This is a genomic window from Nostoc sp. PCC 7524 (genome assembly GCF_000316645.1).
In the GTDB taxonomy this organism is placed as follows: Bacteria; Cyanobacteriota; Cyanobacteriia; order Cyanobacteriales; family Nostocaceae; genus Trichormus.
Genome location: NC_019684.1, coordinates 340,186 through 356,393 on the forward strand (window position 1 = coordinate 340,186; position 16,208 = coordinate 356,393).

The following is a 16,208-nucleotide window of genomic DNA, read 5'->3' on the forward strand; positions in this document are numbered from 1 at the left end:
CCCCTGCCTCCCCTACCTCCCCTGCCCTCTGCCTCATATAGCTGTAGCCAATGAGATTAGGACATCAGGAAATCATATAACCATTACCATCAGAGGCTTTTAAACCTGTCACCCCTAAAGGGGTTCACCACTTGCTATATGCCGGGGAACCCGTCCACCGCAGTGGCTCACCTGTCACCTGTCACCTGTCACCTGTCACCTGTCACCTCTCCCCTCTCCCCTCTCCCCTTCTATAAAACAGCAATTTGAGACAAAAAATCAAATTCTGTAGCTTATGTACCACAAAAAAGCTACTAGCATCTGCAAATCACCTACGGATACCTGATAGCTCACCCCTTTAGTACAATCTATGGACTAGAGGGGAAATAATCTGTAAGGGATCATGGAAAACAGTCAAAGCATAAAGCATGAGCTAACCCAGGTAAAAAGACCCACAGCAGAGCCGAAAAAAAGTAACTCAAATATTTTCGTTTATCTGCTGACACGTCATCCTTGGCTGTTATTAACCGGGTTATTCACAACATTTTTGGGAACGGCTGCCCTTGCCCTGTACAACCTAACTCATGTTGGTGATGTGGAACAGTTCGACTCGGAACCAATTCCGGCTGTAGTGGAAGCACCAATTGCAACCACCCCTGAAGGAAGCAATCCTCTACCTTTATGGATGGTAGTAGCGATCGCTCTCAGTTGTGGCAGTGGTTGTTGGGTAATTCTGCGTTTAGTTAATTCGCCAACCAAGCGTCAAAAAGTGCAAAGGAAACACGTCTCTGCTTCTAGAGGTTCATGGCAACCAACCCGTCATCAAAAAGTAGGATCGCAAACTCTCAACCATCAACCAGTATTTGCACCAGTGCCACCTTTGAAGCCGATGGTGTCAAAGCAATCTATAAACAAACCTTTGGTGACAATTCTGCCAAAAGAACAAAAATATCCCTTAGATAACAACAAAGAATCTTTGGCAGACTTAATGGATTTGCGTAGACATAATTCTTTGTCTACCTTTTTACGGTGATTGCAGAAGGCACTTCTCAGGAAACGAATTTCAACGCCAATAAGTAGGGTGCGTCAGTCTGACGCATCCTACTAACTCACCACGCTGTTCAATGCCCTGCTACGCTATTTTCATTCCTAAATTCTGAATTCTGGCGATCGCTCTGATACTATTTTCTGTAATTTCCTGCTTGCAAGGAAAACTGATTGAATAAACATCAGGCACTGTGAAATTAAGGAGGAGTGAAATGGCACTTAGCGACGGACTCGTAGACTCTCACAAAAGGGCAATGGTTGTAGATGACTGCTGCACTATGATCGACAATCAGCTGGCTGCCAAGTCAGGACTCAGTGGAATGGCTCTAAAAGCAGCCTTCGCCGCCTTGAAAGGAGTCAAACCAGGGTATATTCCCTATGTTGTTGAGCAATTGTTACCATCATGCTTCACTGCCATTGATCCCATTTGGAGTGAGGGCATCAAAAATGGCGATCCTGTAGGACATTTAGCTGCCAATCGTTCTCGTACAGCAGACGCACTGCTGAGTATTACCGATGAGCGGGTTAAGAATACCAAGCGGGCGATCGTACGTGGGACATATGAAAAACTGCGTGGTTCAGCTAAACAACACGTAGAGGAAGCTGTACCAGACTTAGCTCAAGTAATTGATAAATATACAAAAGCTTAATTGAGAAAGAACAAGCACAGTAGAACCTAACAGATAGAGATAGGAAATCACCTACTTCCCCAATTCCTCTATAGATATCTGGTGAAAAAAATGTAGAGACGTTCCAGGGAACGTCTCTACTGGAAAACGCTTTTATTCTTCTTCATTGCCGAAGGACACACAAGGACTATCAACTGGCTGTGCTGGTTGGAATGAATTACAAAAAATGACAGTAGAACAGTTCACCCCCATTTCGTCAGGGTGAATACACTCTGTTACTTCTTGCACCTTGATATGAAAAGCACAGTCATGGCACATAGTCTGACATAGCATGGTAGCAAACACTCCTTGGCTCATCTCCCCAGCCGTTTGAAATCAAGCAGACGTAGCTTTGTTGTAATTCTTTATCTTCAATTTATAAAATTTCTGAAGAAAACACTACCTATTTTCCATACATTTGCTGTATCCTAGATTTCCTTGGGTAAATTTTTCAACACTTACTTCATAAAACTTTCTTACGGATCTATCTCATGATTCTTGAAGAACTTTATTATCTCTCCAAGAATCCAAGTGTAGACGCTCTTTTTTCTGTCAATCTTTCACACTGAGAAAATCAAATGGATATAAGACTCATCAAAAAATCGGAAAAAATCCTGATGGAGAAGATGAAGATGATGGAGGAAGCAGAAGAAGAAAATCTTCAAGCTGATACTCTTGATGTTTCAGAGCCGATAATTGAAGAACAATCAAATTTATCTATTGCAGCTAAAGCACCATCCTATATTCCACAACGCGACTATCCTGTAGTGCAATCAGTTTGCAATTCAGGATGGCAGGTTTCTGATATTTGGCGGGATATCAGAGTAGATAACTTTTGTAATTATTAGTAATCTTAATTCATCCATCCAAAAATGGGTTATTGTGAGCAAACAAAAATCATTACTGTAATAATGGTTTTGTTTGCTGATTGCGTCTTGATCACAGGTCAGAATTTTTTACCCACTTTTAAGCAAGCAACCAATTGTTTTACTGTGAGTGTCAGAGGAATTGCTTCTAGCACTCACAGTAGGCGATCGCCTGAAAGTACATTCTGCTACAACAAAGTTTTAATTAAACTGGCAAAGCTTGCCGCACTTCTACAGGTTCACCAGTCAAGCTAAAAGCGCGAACTTCGGTAATTTTCACCTTCACCAATTGCCCTTTTAACTCATTGATATCCCCCGTGAAGAATGTCAGACGATTACCCCGTGTGCGTCCCATGACTTGGGTTTTATCTTTGGGGTTTTGGTCTTCTACCAGCACTTCCTCAATGCGTCCTTGGTAACGTTGCGATCGCTCGGCTGCTTTTACGTTCACTAAATGGTTTAATCTTTGTAGGCGATCGCTTTTCACTTCTTCACTTAGTTGATTTGACCACAAGGCGGCGGGTGTGCCGGGACGGGGAGAATAGGCGGCCGTATTCAACTGGTCAAAGCCGATATCATCCACCAATTTCAAGGTATTTTCAAACTGTGCTTCCGTCTCCCCAGGGAAACCAACAATGGCATCAGCACTAATTGACGCATCCGGCATATAGTGGCGAATGGTGTCAATAATCCGGCGGTATTTCTCATGAGTGTAACCCCGCGCCATTGCTTTTAATAGTTCGTTATCCCCAGATTGGAACGGAATATGGAAGTGTTCGCAGACCTTGGGTAATTCGGCACAAGCTTTAATTAATCTCTCCGTAAAATAACGGGGGTGACTGGTAGCAAATCTCAGACGTTCCACTCCCGGCACATCATGGACGTAATACAGCAAATCGGTGAAGGTGTGCAGATGTCGTCCTTCTGGTGTGGCTCCGGGTAAATCTCGTCCGTAAGCGTCAATATTTTGACCGAGGAGGGTAATTTCTTTGTAACCTTGCTGTCCTAATTGTTCCATTTCGGTGCGGATAGCTTCTGGCGTGCGGGACTGCTCTACACCACGCACATTGGGAACTACACAATAAGTACAGCGTTCGTTACAGCCATAAATCACATTTACCCAAGCTGTCACAGTACTATCTCGCCGTGCTTGGGTGATATCTTCCATAATGTGGACTGCTTCAGTGGCCACAACTTGATTGCCAGCAAAGACTGACTCTAATAAATCCTTGAGGCGGTTGGCGTGTTGTGGCCCCATGACTAAATCTAATTCTGGCACTCGCCGTAATAGTGCTTCCCCTTCTTGTTGGGCGACGCAACCAGCCACAACTAAAGTTAAGTCTGGCTGTTCGTGTTTGCGCTTGGCTTGTCTGCCGAGGTAAGAATAGACTTTCTGCTCGGCATTATCCCGAATAGTGCAGGTATTGTAGAGAATGACATCTGCATGGTTAGGATCTTCACAAAACTCAAAGCCCATGTCTTCTAATATGCCAGCCATGCGCTCTGAGTCGGCTTTATTCATTTGGCAACCGAAGGTAGTAATGTGATAGCGGCGGTTAGAAGTGGTCATGGGAAATTGTGCTGAGTTAGCTGGATGTTAAATATGTTTTGTGTTCTTCTTTATTCTATCTGAATAGAGCAAGAGCAATTGCCAGGTTTTAACCTGCCAATTGCTTTTCATCCCCTGGCTAAAGTACGAAAAACGCAACTGCGTTATTGTTTCTCAGGGGTTTTCACGTTATGTGGAAAAGTTAACGTCAGACCTAACCCCCCAGCCCCCTTCCCTTCAAGGGAAGGGGCAGAAATCAAAGCCTCTCTCCTACAAGGAGAGAGGTCTTCCAGATCCCGTGAAAAGTCAGATTGTTTCTCAGGGGTTTTCCAGCTAACCTTTATGCTGATGCTTTAGCTTTTTTTGACTTACCAGAAGTTTTCTTCCACCTCATGAAACCGTATCCAACCATAATTCCTGCGATCGTAGTTGGTTCGGGAACAGGAGTTACTGCTTCGGTGACGTTGATCTGGAAACTGTTGAGGACATTGCTATTAACGAAAGACACACCACTGTTAGTACTGTACCGGTTTCCAGCCAAAGTCGCTATTCCTGTCATAGTTTGAGCCGGAAAGGAACCACGAAAATCAAAATCACCAAAGTTGTTACTAACGTATAACCAGTATTTCGTATTTGCGAGGAACGTGAATGCGCTAGTGGGAGTAAATGTGTAATCAAAGATTCCCGAACCTTGGGAGGCTGGATTGATGAAACTGGCAAGAACGGTATTACCTGGATTCAAACCTCCCACATCATTCCGAATCTGGACGATCGGCTGTTCACCAGGATTATAGTCCTCTAGCCGCAGTATCACGTTGGTGAGGGTGTAATCACTGCCCGTGGGTAGGGTAAAACCCAATGCTTTCACTGAGACTTCAGAGCCTACTCTTGCAATCTGGCTTCGCACCAGATCATTTGTTTGTGGGAGATTACCAATTAAAGTGATGGCACTAGCAGGGCTAATCTGACTCATGAATACAAGGGAGCCACTAATGCCTGCTAATGCCAAAGAAGTAGATAAACTTTTGATCATGTTGTAAAAAGAATTAGATACTATGCAAAGGATTACATACGTAAAATTACCATAGCTCTAAGTATTATTAATGATTTAAGTATTAAATTTCTGTGAAGCGTCAAAACGCTCATCAGCCTTAAAAATGTGAGAATTGTGGAAGGAGCAATTGTTTCATATGTGCTAGTTCTGCCTCCAAAGTTGCGACTCGTGCTTCGAGTTGTGGAGAACTTTGTTCAAGTTGCTCGGAGGTCATAGGAACCCAAGGTAAATAAGAGCATTGTAGCAATTTATGCAGTTCGCCAAGTGCCGTGGAAACTGTGGGGGATGACGCTGGGTAATTCTAGTTGGCAAACAGGCTCTTGGTCTAGGCGATCGCCATCATATACCCAAACTTCGCTACGATGAAAATTGCCGTCATATACCACTGTTAACACCCAATCGTCTACAGGGATGGGTTCGGAAGGATAGCGATTTTCTCCTAGGTTGGCTTCGGTAAGGATTTGGGTCTTGTGGTCGAACCGGGCGATCGCGTTTAATATTTCTTGGCTAATATCTGTACCTGGGCGAAATCCCGACATATAGGTGTAACGCGACATTTGCCCAACGTTTTGCTGTGGTACACCCGGAAATTCACAATGTCTATCTAACAATTGCTCAATGGCTGTAACTTTACCAGTTTGGGGATTCAGCGTCACTCGTGAAAGTGTACTCTGAGCAGGGGTATGAGTTTCACCTGCGGCTACTTCTTGAAGATATTGGTTGGTTTGAAAGTCTTGGTAACGGGCGACATCGACAATGACTGCACCACTATCATCAACATAACCGTTACCGAAGTGCCACTGATACCAAGGTTCTGTTTCGCCACGGCTAACCAAGGATAAGGTTTCACGGTTAATTACGATAATTTGAGTACCTAATTGTGGTTGCCACTTTAAGGAATCACTATAGTTATCTACCCCTACCAATACAGGTAGCATATTTAGCCTGACTGGGGGGATGAAAAATATTAGGTACTGTCCGGCTAGGACAAAATCATGCACCAATGGCACACCATTGAGTGGGTATGCGGCTTTTTGGATAATCTTACCTGTGGAGTCACTTTTATAAACATTGAGTGTGCCATTGACTCCCGGATTGATACCAAAATTAAAAATTTCACCTGTGTGGGGGTCTTGTTTATAGTGTGCAGAATAGTTTAAGCCATTAGTTAAACCCCCTAAACTGTCTTCACCCCAAGTTTCTAAGGTTTGTAAATCTAGGGCATGAGGTTGACCACCTTCCCACAATGCCAAGAGTTTATCAGGTAACGCCAAGACAGAAGTATTGGCTGCATTCTTGACTGGTTTAAGCCATTGATTCCAAATGGGGCCGGGTGCAGTCATGCCATAATTACCGTACAAGAATTTACCGGCGGCGGTTTCTTGTTGATAGCCAGCAGTCTGCACGTAGCGATAAACTGCACTAGCGCCTGCATCGGTAAAATTGACAGCGAGAATTGCCCCATCACCATCAAACCAGTGTCCGACACCCATACCACCGCGTTCTAGTCGGGCGGGGCCATTACGGTAGAGTGTACCACGCAAGCCTGTGGGGATTTTGCCGGAGATAATTGGCAATGGTGTCAGAGGAAATTCTTTGGCTGGTTCAGCTATTGCCCCTGCCCAGGCTCTTTTAGTTGACTTCTTATCAATTGTCTGCATATAAAATTACTGGTTGATAAATTAAATCAAGTGATTTCACAACCTTTGTAGAGATGCGAAACTTCGCGTCTATATGATTTTGCCTATTATTTCTATCATTACTCAAGAGAAACTATGTTTAAGCCAATTCATCAACAGGTAATTGGGATTGCTGTTCTGGCTGTCATGCTTACCTTAATCTTGACATCACAGTTATCAGCTAAAACTTCTGGCTCAAGTAATGTGATATTCATTCATCCTGATGGTACAAGTGCAGCGCATTGGGGTGCGGCGCGGATGCTTTACAAAGGGCCAGATGGCAGGCTGAATTGGGATAAAATGTCTAATTTAGCTGTCTATCTCGGACACATGAAAAATCAACTCACCGCGACTTCTAACGGTGGGGCAGTGACTCATGCTACAGGGGTGAAGGTAAATGCTGATTCCTTTGGTTTGGATGAAGCTGGTAAGCCAGTGGTGGCGTTGTCTGGGAAACCACAAACAATTATGGAAGAAGCGATCGCAGCTGGCAAAGCCACAGCTATCATCAATTCTGGGATGATTCACGAACCAGGGACGGGGGCATTTGTCGCTAAGTCACCTAACCGGCGCAACTTTGCAGACATCACCAAACAAATCGTTGAGTCTGGAGCAGATGTAATTTTCGGCGGCGGTGAAAAGTGGTATCTTCCCAAAGGTACAGCCGGAAGACACTCCACAGCCCAACAAAGTCAACGCACCGATGGCATAAATTTGGTAGATTTGGCGAAGAAAAAGGGTTACACCGTGGTTTATACCCGTGATGAACTGCTGAAACTACCCACCAACACCAAAAAAGTCTTAGGCATTTTCGCCGCCGATGACACTTACAACGACGACACAGAGGAGAATTTAAAAAAGCAGGGTTTACCGTTGTATGTTAAAAGCGCCCCGACAGTTGCCGAACAGTTGCAAGTGACTTTAAGGCTGTTGTCTGGAAAGCAAAATGGCTTTTTGATTGTCTTGGAAGAAGAGGGAACTGATAACTTTGGTAACTTTAATAATGCTGTGGGTTGTTTAGAGGCTCTGAAACGTGCCGATGATGCAGTTGGGGTAGCGATGAATTTTATTCAGAAAAACCCTAATACCTTGTTAGTCACCGCCGCCGATAGTGATGCTGGTGGTTTAGAAGTGGTGGGAGTTACAGAGAAAGATTTTCCCTTTGATAAGCCCTTACCAGCACAAGGAAAGAATGGCGCACCGTGGGATGGGAGAAACGGCACTGGTAGCTTACCGTTTATTTCTGCACCAGACAAACAAGGTAAACGCTTTCCGTTTGCGATCGCTTGGTCTGGTTTCGGCGATAATACAGGAGCGATCGTTGCTAAAGCTCATGGGTTGAATGCTCAACTATTGCATGGCACAGTCGATAACACCGATATTTATCGTCTGATGTACCGCACGCTTTTTGGTAAGCAGCCAGCAAACAAGTAGCAAAATCATCTTCTTAGAGCCTATTTATCACGTAAATATTCAGTAGGGTGCATCAGTCACATAAATCTGGGATTACCCTACTAATACCATTTCACGAAAAACCTGATACAGATGTAAACCCTGAAAGCTTTGCTACATCTAAGTTTTTTAATTGCGTAAAGCCTACGGCATAGCTGCGCTTAGAGCGGAGCGGGGCGGGAGCATCGTTGCGTAGGCGTTAGCCTTGCCGTAGGCTATTGCGAATTGGTGTAGCACCCCCACTTTCTAGATTGATGAAAGTAGGGGCAATGTCGAACTAATTTAGATATTTTTAATCTTACATCTTACCGTGTTGCATCACTTGTTGCAGATGATTACGAATCTCTTGTGCTTGCTCAATTTCAGACTGGCGTAATCTTTGGAATAAATCTACACAAGGCTGAGAATTAACAGATTTTGCATCTTCGATGTAAGTTTCATAAGCTCTCACGGCTTCTGCTTTGTTCTGTAGCACTGTGAGAAAGTCGTATTCTAAGTTGCTAATAGGCTCTTGGGAATGTCCGTTACCTTGAGTCATTATTTTACTCTCCTGTTAGGCTGTTAATTCATTTCTACTCATGTTTACGGAGTCATTCATCCACCCAAAAGCGTAGGAAAAAGTACAAAGATTATTCATGTTATTGATTTATTCATATTCTTGAGAAATAATTTGCTGGTATCATAAAGCACTATTGTGACATAAATTAATAATTTAGATTATTTACTCTGCTCAGAATAAATAATCTAGTGGTAAACTTGCAAAAAATATGTAAAATTTATGTTCGTTAATTACCTGTACGCACTTAGGGTGAAAAGTAAATTTTCTTGCCTAATTGTTGATGGCTGTTTGTTGATCACACTGCAAAAATGTGACTAAGTTATGAAAATTAGAAATGTTCTGTGAATCAGCCAGCAAAAAATATAATAAGTTTAAAAAAATATTAAAAATGTTTTCTACTAAGTAATAAAATAAAATATTTTTTCTATGAATTTTCAGCAAAGAATTTACTGATTTTTTATCAATTACAGCATTTTAGTAACCAAATTATCATGACAAAACCCAAGCTAGTTTTAGTGACAGGAGCCAGTGGATTTATTGGTCGCTATGTTGTACATCACTTCACCAGAATGTCATGGACAGTGGTTGGCATAGGTAAGTCTTCTCCTGAGAATGCCCCTCTATCTAACCTTCAAGCTTATCATTGTCTTGAACTACCTAATAATGAATTGAATAATTTACTGGAAAAATACCGTCCTGACTTACTTATTCACTGTGCAGGCAGAGCTTCAGTAAATTTATCAATGACTGTGCCGCAAGAAGATTTTTATGCAAATACTGTACTGACTTTTGAGGTTTTAAATTCCTTAAGAACCTGTGTTCCTCAGTGTAGATTTATTTTTTTATCTAGTGCGGCAGTGTATGGTAATCCTAGCTCCAGACCAGTGAGAGAAGATGAAGAACCATGTCCAATTTCACCTTATGGATTTCATAAATGGCAATCTGAAAAATTAGCCTTAGAGTTTGCCAAAGTTTACGACTTATCAACTGCTAGCATCAGAATTTTTTCAGCCTATGGTGCTGGATTACGTCGTCAAGTCCTTTGGGATATTTGCCATAAAGTCATACAAGAAAATTCTCTCATCCTCCGTGGTACAGGAACAGAAAGCAGAGATTTTATCCATGCTCTTGATATTGCTAAAGCCATTGAGATTGTTGCTACTACCGCACCTATGTATGGTGAAGTTTACAATCTTGCTTCTGGACGTGAAACTACAATTAAACATATAGCGAACTTAGCTATAGATGCGTTGGGATATGATTGTGTACCTCAGTTTGACGGTAGCATTCCTTCTGGAATTCCTATTAACTGGCAAGCTGACATTACTAAACTCCAATCATTAGGATTTGAACCTTCTGTTGTTTTAGAAAAGGGCGTTCAAGCTTTTGCTAACTGGTGTAAAGCTGAGTTGTACACCATCTAGAATGATCAATCACCTCCCTCTCACGGGAGTGTAGGGAGGTGAATTCAGCAAGCTTAGTTAAACCGATAGACTACTTAGAGATTTATCGGCTAACTCATAGTAGAGATTACGGGTCTGGTTACAAGTATATTCCACACGGAAGCGATCGCGGGCAATCTCTCGACCCCTAGCACCTAAGCGTTTAGCTTCTTCCGGGTTGGCTAATAACTTAATCATAGCTTTGCTCAAGGCTTCAGGATCTCCATAGGGAACTAGCAACCCAGTCTTACCGTCCTCCACTAAGTAAGGTACTCCTCCCACAGCAGTTGCCACCACAGACTTACCTACAGCCATTGCCTGTTGTATCACCATCGGGGATACTTCTTCTTGGGAAGGCAATACTAGCATTTGGCACTCGGCAAAAGCCTGATGAAGTTCCTCATCATTTAGGTGTCCTCGGAAGATGATGTACTTTTCCAATTGATGAGTTTGAACGTAGGACTTGAGCATGGCTTCATATTCAGACTCATATACCTTACCTACTACGTGTAGCTCAACATCAGGCTCTACCTGACGCACCAATTCAATAGCCTTAATCAGAGTGAGTATTCCCTTGCGCGCATGAATAATACCCGCAAATAGTATGCGATTAGGTTGGGAACGGTCTTCTAGTTGAAAGTAAGGCTCATCTACAGGATTATTGATGAAGTGAAGGTTTTCGATGTGGTAATTCTTCAGTACATCAGTTACATAGGGTGAGATAATAATCACATGACGAGCATTTTTTAAACTCTCAACTTCAAAGTATGTATTGAAGTAGCTTTTTGTTTTTCTATAAAGGCGATGAAATAGTCCTACTTCTTGATAGTTGACAAACTTATTTTCTGTTTGCGTTACACCATGCACACTAAATACTGTGGGAAAATCCCAAGTTTGGGCTGCATAGGCATAAAAATTTGTTCCGTGAATATGCACCACATCCGGTTTAATTTCTTTTACAGTTCGAGTTACCCACTGACGATCCAGATAGTATAAGAGAAATTGATTCAATCCTTGACTAGATTTACGAATGTGAAACTGTATAGCAGGTTGGGGGACTAACTCATTTTGTCCGTCAAAATCTACCGTCACAACATGAAGTTCTAAATCCTCAAAGTTCTTGAGTCCGTTAACTTGGTTTCTGACTGCTGCTTGAATCCCGCCGACAACTTTGCTGGGATTGAGGGGATAAGGCCCAACTACAGCTACTCGCAGTTTTTGAGAATTGTTGATTTTCATCATATTAATTAAAATGATAATGCCCGGATTACATGAGTTCAGACAATTGTTTTAAATGCAAAAATTACGAGGAATTTAGTTTAGTGATGTGAGCAATTTTGCTCTTTACTGAACTTTTTTTTGTAATTTAGATAAAAGTTTTTGATTATACTGGTGTATTTTACCGCACAATTACGTGGATTACAATACTAAAACCCATTCGTTTTTCAACGTACTGGCTGGGGTAAATCTTTAGTATATTTTTTAGCAAGTTGATGACGCAGAGAGCAATGTACTGATTTTACTCTATTGATATCACCTCTAATAGCTGTAATGGGCAACCAAATTACAGCCTCATTGCATGTTAAGGGAATTATTGCAGAGCTAATTACTAGAAAAAATAAATACTTTGCATATATTAAAAGGTTCATCGTTGAGTTTAACTTAAAAGATACAGGTGAAGATTATCATCTCTCTGTTGCATCAATTGACTTTGATTTAAATCCAGAAGAAATGGCACAATCGTAAGATTTTTGGCTTAATATTCAGTCATAATCTATAGTTTTATAGACTTATAAGCCGTGATTAAACTCAGTTAAATCAGAAGATTTAGTCAGAATAAATAAACTGTCTTCACCTCCCCGTCCAATTCTCAATGTTTCATCCAGATAAGTAATATCAAGGGTAGCAACTCTGCCTTGAGGATTATTAGCTGGCACTACCTTAAATGGGTTGAGTTTAGGGGTATTAATATTGACAATTTTCTCAATTGATAGATAGCGTTTGTCAAAATAGACGTTGATACGCTTGTTGGGTACAGGTGAGGAATTTTCTATGGCGGGTTCAAAGCTAGCTGTTACTTTTACATATCCCGATAGTAAACCCAGAGAATGTTTGACAAAAGCTAAATTAAAAAATTGTTTATTAGAGACATCAATCACTTGATAGACTTTACCTAACTTCAATCCCAATGGCAGAGAATCTAAATTACGGATTTCTCTAGCAGTGGAGTATTGCAGTTGCCAAGCTCCTTCTAGTAAAGCAGTAGCATACAAAAGAGGGCTAGGATTAGGATTGCAGCTTTCAAGTTCCGCCGTCAATTGTTCAAGTTCTGCGGCTACGGTTTTATCTATCTGCAAATTGGTGACAGGAGAACCATTGCTGTTAATTTGGAGTTTCTCCAGTTGCGCTTGTAATTTCTCTTTTAATACAAGTCGATTATTCAAGGGTTAAATACCTCCTGTCACATAGCCTATTAATTGTATTAAGCCCTATTTCGGTGCTGTCTGGGAATTAAATTTTTGAGAAGGTTTGGTTTTGAGGCTAGCGATCGCTAGCCTCAAAACCAAACTAAAATTAAATACGCAACTCGCACTTGCCTAGGAGTATCCAGTTGTGCAGCCGGACTTGATAGGTTTGGAAATTAGCAAGGGTGAACTCAGGCGCTTAACTGAGGTGTCTCCCGATACAGTTCTGCGATCGGCAACGATCGCCACCCCAGAAAACCGCTTAAAATTTTGGCAAAATGAAATCTTAGTATCGCTGCTCATCACATCCGTGATTGTTGGCTTGGGTTATGGCTTAATCATTCTGCCTACCATTGGTACAGCGATGCCATTGGGAATTATTCTCTTCATTATAGTCTTGATTGTAGTCTTACTAGGGCGATCGCTTTGGCCGCGTGCCAAGAGTCCCAAATCCCTCAAAAAGCTTTTAGAGGCAGTGGATCAGTATCAAGGCTTAATTGTCGCGGTGGATGTCAATGACCAATTGGCAGTATCTGGGGAACTAGATGATAGTCTCCATAATAGAGATAAAGTTATCACTGCCCTGCAACTACTGCGAGAAGATTTAGTCCACGCTTTCAAAACAGAGCGTCTTTTGCGGGATAATAAAAAACTGCTTGCCGAAAACCAAGATTTATCTGTCAAGAGTTTAAACAATATCCCAGCTTTACAAGCCAATTCTCAGGCTAGTGAATACACTCTACTTTTAAATCAAGCATTGCAGATTGCCTTGGATGTGCAAGCGCAACTCAGAAACCTACAATCTTCCCGTTGACTTTCATGAGCAACAAACCAAAAATAATCGTCTTAGATGATGATCCTACCGGTTCTCAAACAGTCCATAGCTGTTTGCTGCTAATGCGTTGGGATGTGGATACTTTACGCCTGGGGTTGCGGGATGATTCGCCGATTTTCTTCGTGTTGACAAATACCAGATCCCTACCACCAGAGTCAGCCGCAGCCGTCACTAAAGAAGTGTGTCAGAACTTAAAGCTAGCTATAGCGGCAGAAGGTGTAACAGATTTTTTGGTTGTCAGCCGTTCTGATTCCACCTTGCGGGGACATTATCCCATTGAAACCGATGCGATCGCCCAGGAACTCGGCTCATTTGATGCTCATTTTCTCGTCCCTGCCTTTTTTGAAGGAGGACGCATCACCCGCGATAGCATACATTACTTGATAATTGATGGTGTACCCACCCCAGTCCATGAAACTGAATTTGCCCGTGATTCAGTTTTCGGCTACCATCACAGCTACTTACCCAAGTATGTAGAAGAAAAAACCCAAGGACGAATTCCAGAGTCAGCTGTAGCCAGGTTCTTATTAGCTGATATTCGTGCCGGCAGTTTAGAACGCCTACTGCAACTCACAGGTAATCAGTGCGCTGTGGTTGATGGTGAAACCCAAGCGGATCTCAATCGCTTTGCTGTAGACTTGTTAGCCGCCGCCAGTCAAGGTAAACGCTTTTTATTTCGCAGTGCCGCCAGCATCTTAACCGCCTTAGCCGCCTTACCTCCCCAACCCATTGCGGCGGAAAATATGGCTGAGTATGTGCGTCAAGGTAAGCCAGGTGCAGTCATCGTTGGTTCCCATGTGAAAAAGACAACGCAGCAACTAGAGGCGTTGTTAAAGGTTGAGGGAACCGTGGGCATTGAAGTAGATGTAGCACGATTACTGGACAACCAGCCAGATACAGCTGCTAAACTGCTGACGGAGATTCAAGATAGGGTTTATACAGTACACAACGCTGGTAAAACACCAGTAGTTTACACTAGCCGCCAAGAACTGACATTTCCTGATGTCAAAACCCGCTTGCAATTTGGCATTCAAGTCTCCGCCTTATTAATGGATATTGTACGCGGCTTACCTGCTGATATTGGATTTCTGATCAGCAAGGGAGGTATTACTTCCAATGATGTGTTGAGTAGTGGTTTGGCATTAACTTCAGCGCGGTTACTCGGACAGATTTTAGCTGGTTGTTCAATGGTAATCACCCCAGATGATCATCCCCAATTCCCTAACTTGCCAGTGGTGCTGTTTCCAGGTAACGTTGGTGATGCTGATGCCTTGGGGATAAGTTACAAAAGATTAACGAAAAATACTTAAGTGAAGATACTGTTGAATTTTGCATCTAGTTTAAGGTTGGTTAGTTTAATATTGGTAGTTACACCAATTCTTCCCTAGAAAGCTACAGATGCTAACTCTGAAGTCTCAGAGAAAATCTCACAAAGACGTAGCTGGTTGACCATAGGGGATAACGAATTGGTAATTACCGGGTGTATACCTTTAATTTTGGCTAGAGCCACATGAGTTCTGATTCTGCTGTCCCCAATTTAAAGCCAAATGCTGCACTTCCTGATGCAGATGTTGATGTAGATATGACTGAGCAAGAGTTAAATTCTGTTGTAGAAGCAGAATCTAATTCGATAATTCCCGATGCCGAGCTAGATTCTGTGCTGCTGTTTCTCAAGTCCAATTCGGAATCTACAGATGAAGCATCTGATGCTGCTAGTGTAGAGGTACCGCCAACTCCTACTATCGTCAAATCAGATACTGTTAGCCAGGATTTAACTGCGATTTCGCTGTTGCTAGATCCAGATGTCGATTTAGATGCTGATTCTAGTTTATTGACTCTTGATGATGCTGACTCAGCAGCCAAAAATAACGTCCAAGTGCAATTCAAAACTGAGGACGGGCGATTATTAGTAATTTTACCGACAGAATTACAAATACCAGCATCAGAATTTGCTTGGTCTGAGATTTGGCAACAGTTAAAATTCCGTTTGATGGCAGGCGATCGCCTACGTACACCAAATACAGCAGTGCATCTTGTCGCCCATGATCGTCTCTTGGATGCCAGGCAACTACAACAACTAGCGGAAACCTTTAGCGAGGTGCAACTGCATCTCCAATCTGTGGCTACCAGTCGGCGACAAACAGCGATCGCGGCTGTGACATCCGGCTATTCTGTAGAACAATTACAGCCAACAACTTCCCTCTCTTCAGAGCCAAAAGCCACCCCAAACCCCCAAGCCGATGCTCTTTATCTGGAAATGACAGTCCGTTCGGGAGTAGAAATTCGTCACCCTGGTACTGTAATTTTATTAGGAGATATCAATCCAGGTGGTATTGTAGTGGCAGATGGGGATATCTTAGTTTGGGGTCGTCTACGTGGTGTGGCTCATGCAGGTGCGGCTGGTAATCGTGAGTGCCTAATTATGGCACTGCACATGGAACCAACCCAGTTACGAATCGCTGATGCTGTAGCTAGGTCGCCCGAAAAATTACCGACGCAGTTTTTCCCCGAAGTAGCACATATTACCCCAAGAGGAATTCGCATCGTCAGAAATACTGATTTTTCGAGAAACCTTTTAACTAGGATTAATCAAACGTCATAAATACATTTAAT

16 protein-coding genes are annotated in these 16,208 nt (G+C 42.5%); 9 read left to right on the top strand and 7 right to left on the bottom strand.

Annotated features, from left to right (window positions below; all coding sequences use genetic code 11):
- Positions 1–382 precede the first annotated feature (382 nt).
- Both NOS7524_RS01425 and NOS7524_RS01430 read left to right on the top strand, forming a co-directional pair.
- Positions 383–1,012, top strand: coding sequence for a hypothetical protein (locus NOS7524_RS01425; protein ID WP_015136670.1), 630 nt, complete (start codon positions 383–385; stop codon positions 1,010–1,012).
- Positions 1,013–1,238: 226 nt separating this feature from the next.
- The gene (locus NOS7524_RS01430; RefSeq protein WP_015136671.1) at positions 1,239–1,676 is read left to right on the top strand and encodes a DUF6918 family protein; all 438 of its coding nucleotides are present in this window, start codon (positions 1,239–1,241) and stop codon (positions 1,674–1,676) included.
- Between the two features lie 132 nt (positions 1,677–1,808).
- Here NOS7524_RS01430 and NOS7524_RS28100 read toward each other — a convergent pair whose 3' ends face one another.
- Positions 1,809–2,012, bottom strand: coding sequence for a hypothetical protein (locus NOS7524_RS28100; protein ID WP_015136672.1), 204 nt, complete (start codon positions 2,010–2,012; stop codon positions 1,809–1,811).
- Positions 2,013–2,272: 260 nt separating this feature from the next.
- Here NOS7524_RS28100 and NOS7524_RS01435 point away from each other — a divergent pair, with 260 nt between their 5' ends.
- Positions 2,273–2,542, top strand: coding sequence for a hypothetical protein (locus tag NOS7524_RS01435; protein ID WP_015136673.1), 270 nt, complete (start codon positions 2,273–2,275; stop codon positions 2,540–2,542).
- A 223-nt stretch (positions 2,543–2,765) separates the two neighbouring features.
- On the opposite strand, the gene miaB is transcribed toward NOS7524_RS01435, so the two are convergent.
- The 3 genes from miaB to NOS7524_RS01450 all read right to left on the bottom strand — a co-directional run bounded on the left by miaB (position 2,766) and on the right by NOS7524_RS01450 (position 6,824).
- The gene (miaB, locus tag NOS7524_RS01440) at positions 2,766–4,130 is read right to left on the bottom strand and encodes a tRNA (N6-isopentenyl adenosine(37)-C2)-methylthiotransferase MiaB (protein WP_015136674.1); all 1,365 of its coding nucleotides are present in this window, start codon (positions 4,128–4,130) and stop codon (positions 2,766–2,768) included.
- Between the two features lie 319 nt (positions 4,131–4,449).
- Entirely contained in the window at positions 4,450–5,142 is a 693-nt protein-coding gene (locus NOS7524_RS01445) for a choice-of-anchor R domain-containing protein (protein ID WP_015136675.1), read from the bottom strand.
- Between the two features lie 269 nt (positions 5,143–5,411).
- Positions 5,412–6,824 carry a carotenoid oxygenase family protein gene (locus NOS7524_RS01450; RefSeq protein WP_015136677.1) on the bottom strand — a complete coding sequence of 471 codons (1,413 nt, stop codon included), beginning with the start codon at positions 6,822–6,824 and terminating at the stop codon, positions 5,412–5,414.
- Positions 6,825–6,989: 165 nt separating this feature from the next.
- Here NOS7524_RS01450 and NOS7524_RS01455 point away from each other — a divergent pair, with 165 nt between their 5' ends.
- Positions 6,990–8,276 (top strand): alkaline phosphatase, encoded by a 1,287-nt coding sequence (locus NOS7524_RS01455; protein ID WP_442789484.1) that lies wholly within the window; start codon positions 6,990–6,992, stop codon positions 8,274–8,276.
- A gap of 316 nt (positions 8,277–8,592) precedes the next feature.
- Here NOS7524_RS01455 and NOS7524_RS01460 read toward each other — a convergent pair whose 3' ends face one another.
- On the bottom strand, positions 8,593–8,832 hold the full coding sequence (locus NOS7524_RS01460; RefSeq protein WP_015136679.1) for a hypothetical protein: 240 nt from the start codon (positions 8,830–8,832) through the stop codon (positions 8,593–8,595).
- 512 nt (positions 8,833–9,344) lie between these two features.
- Here NOS7524_RS01460 and NOS7524_RS01465 point away from each other — a divergent pair.
- Positions 9,345–10,277 (top strand): NAD-dependent epimerase/dehydratase family protein, encoded by a 933-nt coding sequence (locus tag NOS7524_RS01465; protein ID WP_015136680.1) that lies wholly within the window; start codon positions 9,345–9,347, stop codon positions 10,275–10,277.
- A 57-nt stretch (positions 10,278–10,334) separates the two neighbouring features.
- On the opposite strand, the gene NOS7524_RS01470 is transcribed toward NOS7524_RS01465, so the two are convergent.
- A complete protein-coding gene (locus tag NOS7524_RS01470; RefSeq protein WP_015136681.1) occupies positions 10,335–11,537 on the bottom strand; it encodes a glycosyltransferase family 4 protein in 1,203 nt (400 codons plus the stop codon).
- Positions 11,538–11,846: 309 nt separating this feature from the next.
- Here NOS7524_RS01470 and NOS7524_RS01475 point away from each other — a divergent pair, with 309 nt between their 5' ends.
- Positions 11,847–12,041, top strand: a complete 195-nt coding sequence (locus tag NOS7524_RS01475; RefSeq protein WP_041555068.1) for a hypothetical protein — start codon at positions 11,847–11,849, stop codon at positions 12,039–12,041.
- Positions 12,042–12,085: 44 nt separating this feature from the next.
- On the opposite strand, the gene NOS7524_RS01480 is transcribed toward NOS7524_RS01475, so the two are convergent.
- The gene (locus NOS7524_RS01480; protein ID WP_015136682.1) at positions 12,086–12,739 is read right to left on the bottom strand and encodes a PAP/fibrillin family protein; all 654 of its coding nucleotides are present in this window, start codon (positions 12,737–12,739) and stop codon (positions 12,086–12,088) included.
- Between the two features lie 169 nt (positions 12,740–12,908).
- On the opposite strand from NOS7524_RS01480, the gene NOS7524_RS01485 reads away from it, so the two are divergent.
- From NOS7524_RS01485 to minC, 3 genes are all read left to right on the top strand, one after another.
- Positions 12,909–13,574, top strand: coding sequence for a hypothetical protein (locus NOS7524_RS01485; RefSeq protein ID WP_015136683.1), 666 nt, complete (start codon positions 12,909–12,911; stop codon positions 13,572–13,574).
- Between the two features lie 5 nt (positions 13,575–13,579).
- Entirely contained in the window at positions 13,580–14,905 is a 1,326-nt protein-coding gene (locus NOS7524_RS01490; protein WP_015136684.1) for a four-carbon acid sugar kinase family protein, read from the top strand.
- 200 nt (positions 14,906–15,105) lie between these two features.
- Positions 15,106–16,197, top strand: coding sequence for a septum site-determining protein MinC (minC, locus tag NOS7524_RS01495; RefSeq protein WP_015136685.1), 1,092 nt, complete (start codon positions 15,106–15,108; stop codon positions 16,195–16,197).
- Positions 16,198–16,208: the final 11 nt, after the last annotated feature.

Excerpts from the sequence above, each read along its gene's own strand:
- NOS7524_RS01425 (WP_015136670.1), top strand. The coding sequence starts at position 383 with ATGGAAAACAGTCAAAGCATAAAGCATGAGCTAACCCAGGTAAAAAGA.
- NOS7524_RS01430 (WP_015136671.1), top strand. The coding sequence starts at position 1,239 with ATGGCACTTAGCGACGGACTCGTAGACTCTCACAAAAGGGCAATGGTT.
- NOS7524_RS28100 (WP_015136672.1), bottom strand. The coding sequence starts at position 2,012 with ATGAGCCAAGGAGTGTTTGCTACCATGCTATGTCAGACTATGTGCCAT.
- NOS7524_RS01435 (WP_015136673.1), top strand. The coding sequence starts at position 2,273 with ATGGATATAAGACTCATCAAAAAATCGGAAAAAATCCTGATGGAGAAG.
- miaB (WP_015136674.1), bottom strand. The coding sequence starts at position 4,130 with ATGACCACTTCTAACCGCCGCTATCACATTACTACCTTCGGTTGCCAA.
- NOS7524_RS01445 (WP_015136675.1), bottom strand. The coding sequence starts at position 5,142 with ATGATCAAAAGTTTATCTACTTCTTTGGCATTAGCAGGCATTAGTGGC.
- NOS7524_RS01450 (WP_015136677.1), bottom strand. The coding sequence starts at position 6,824 with ATGCAGACAATTGATAAGAAGTCAACTAAAAGAGCCTGGGCAGGGGCA.
- NOS7524_RS01455 (WP_442789484.1), top strand. The coding sequence starts at position 6,990 with ATGCTTACCTTAATCTTGACATCACAGTTATCAGCTAAAACTTCTGGC.
- NOS7524_RS01460 (WP_015136679.1), bottom strand. The coding sequence starts at position 8,832 with ATGACTCAAGGTAACGGACATTCCCAAGAGCCTATTAGCAACTTAGAA.
- NOS7524_RS01465 (WP_015136680.1), top strand. The coding sequence starts at position 9,345 with ATGACAAAACCCAAGCTAGTTTTAGTGACAGGAGCCAGTGGATTTATT.
- NOS7524_RS01470 (WP_015136681.1), bottom strand. The coding sequence starts at position 11,537 with ATGATGAAAATCAACAATTCTCAAAAACTGCGAGTAGCTGTAGTTGGG.
- NOS7524_RS01475 (WP_041555068.1), top strand. The coding sequence starts at position 11,847 with ATGGGCAACCAAATTACAGCCTCATTGCATGTTAAGGGAATTATTGCA.
- NOS7524_RS01490 (WP_015136684.1), top strand. The coding sequence starts at position 13,580 with ATGAGCAACAAACCAAAAATAATCGTCTTAGATGATGATCCTACCGGT.
- minC (WP_015136685.1), top strand. The coding sequence starts at position 15,106 with ATGAGTTCTGATTCTGCTGTCCCCAATTTAAAGCCAAATGCTGCACTT.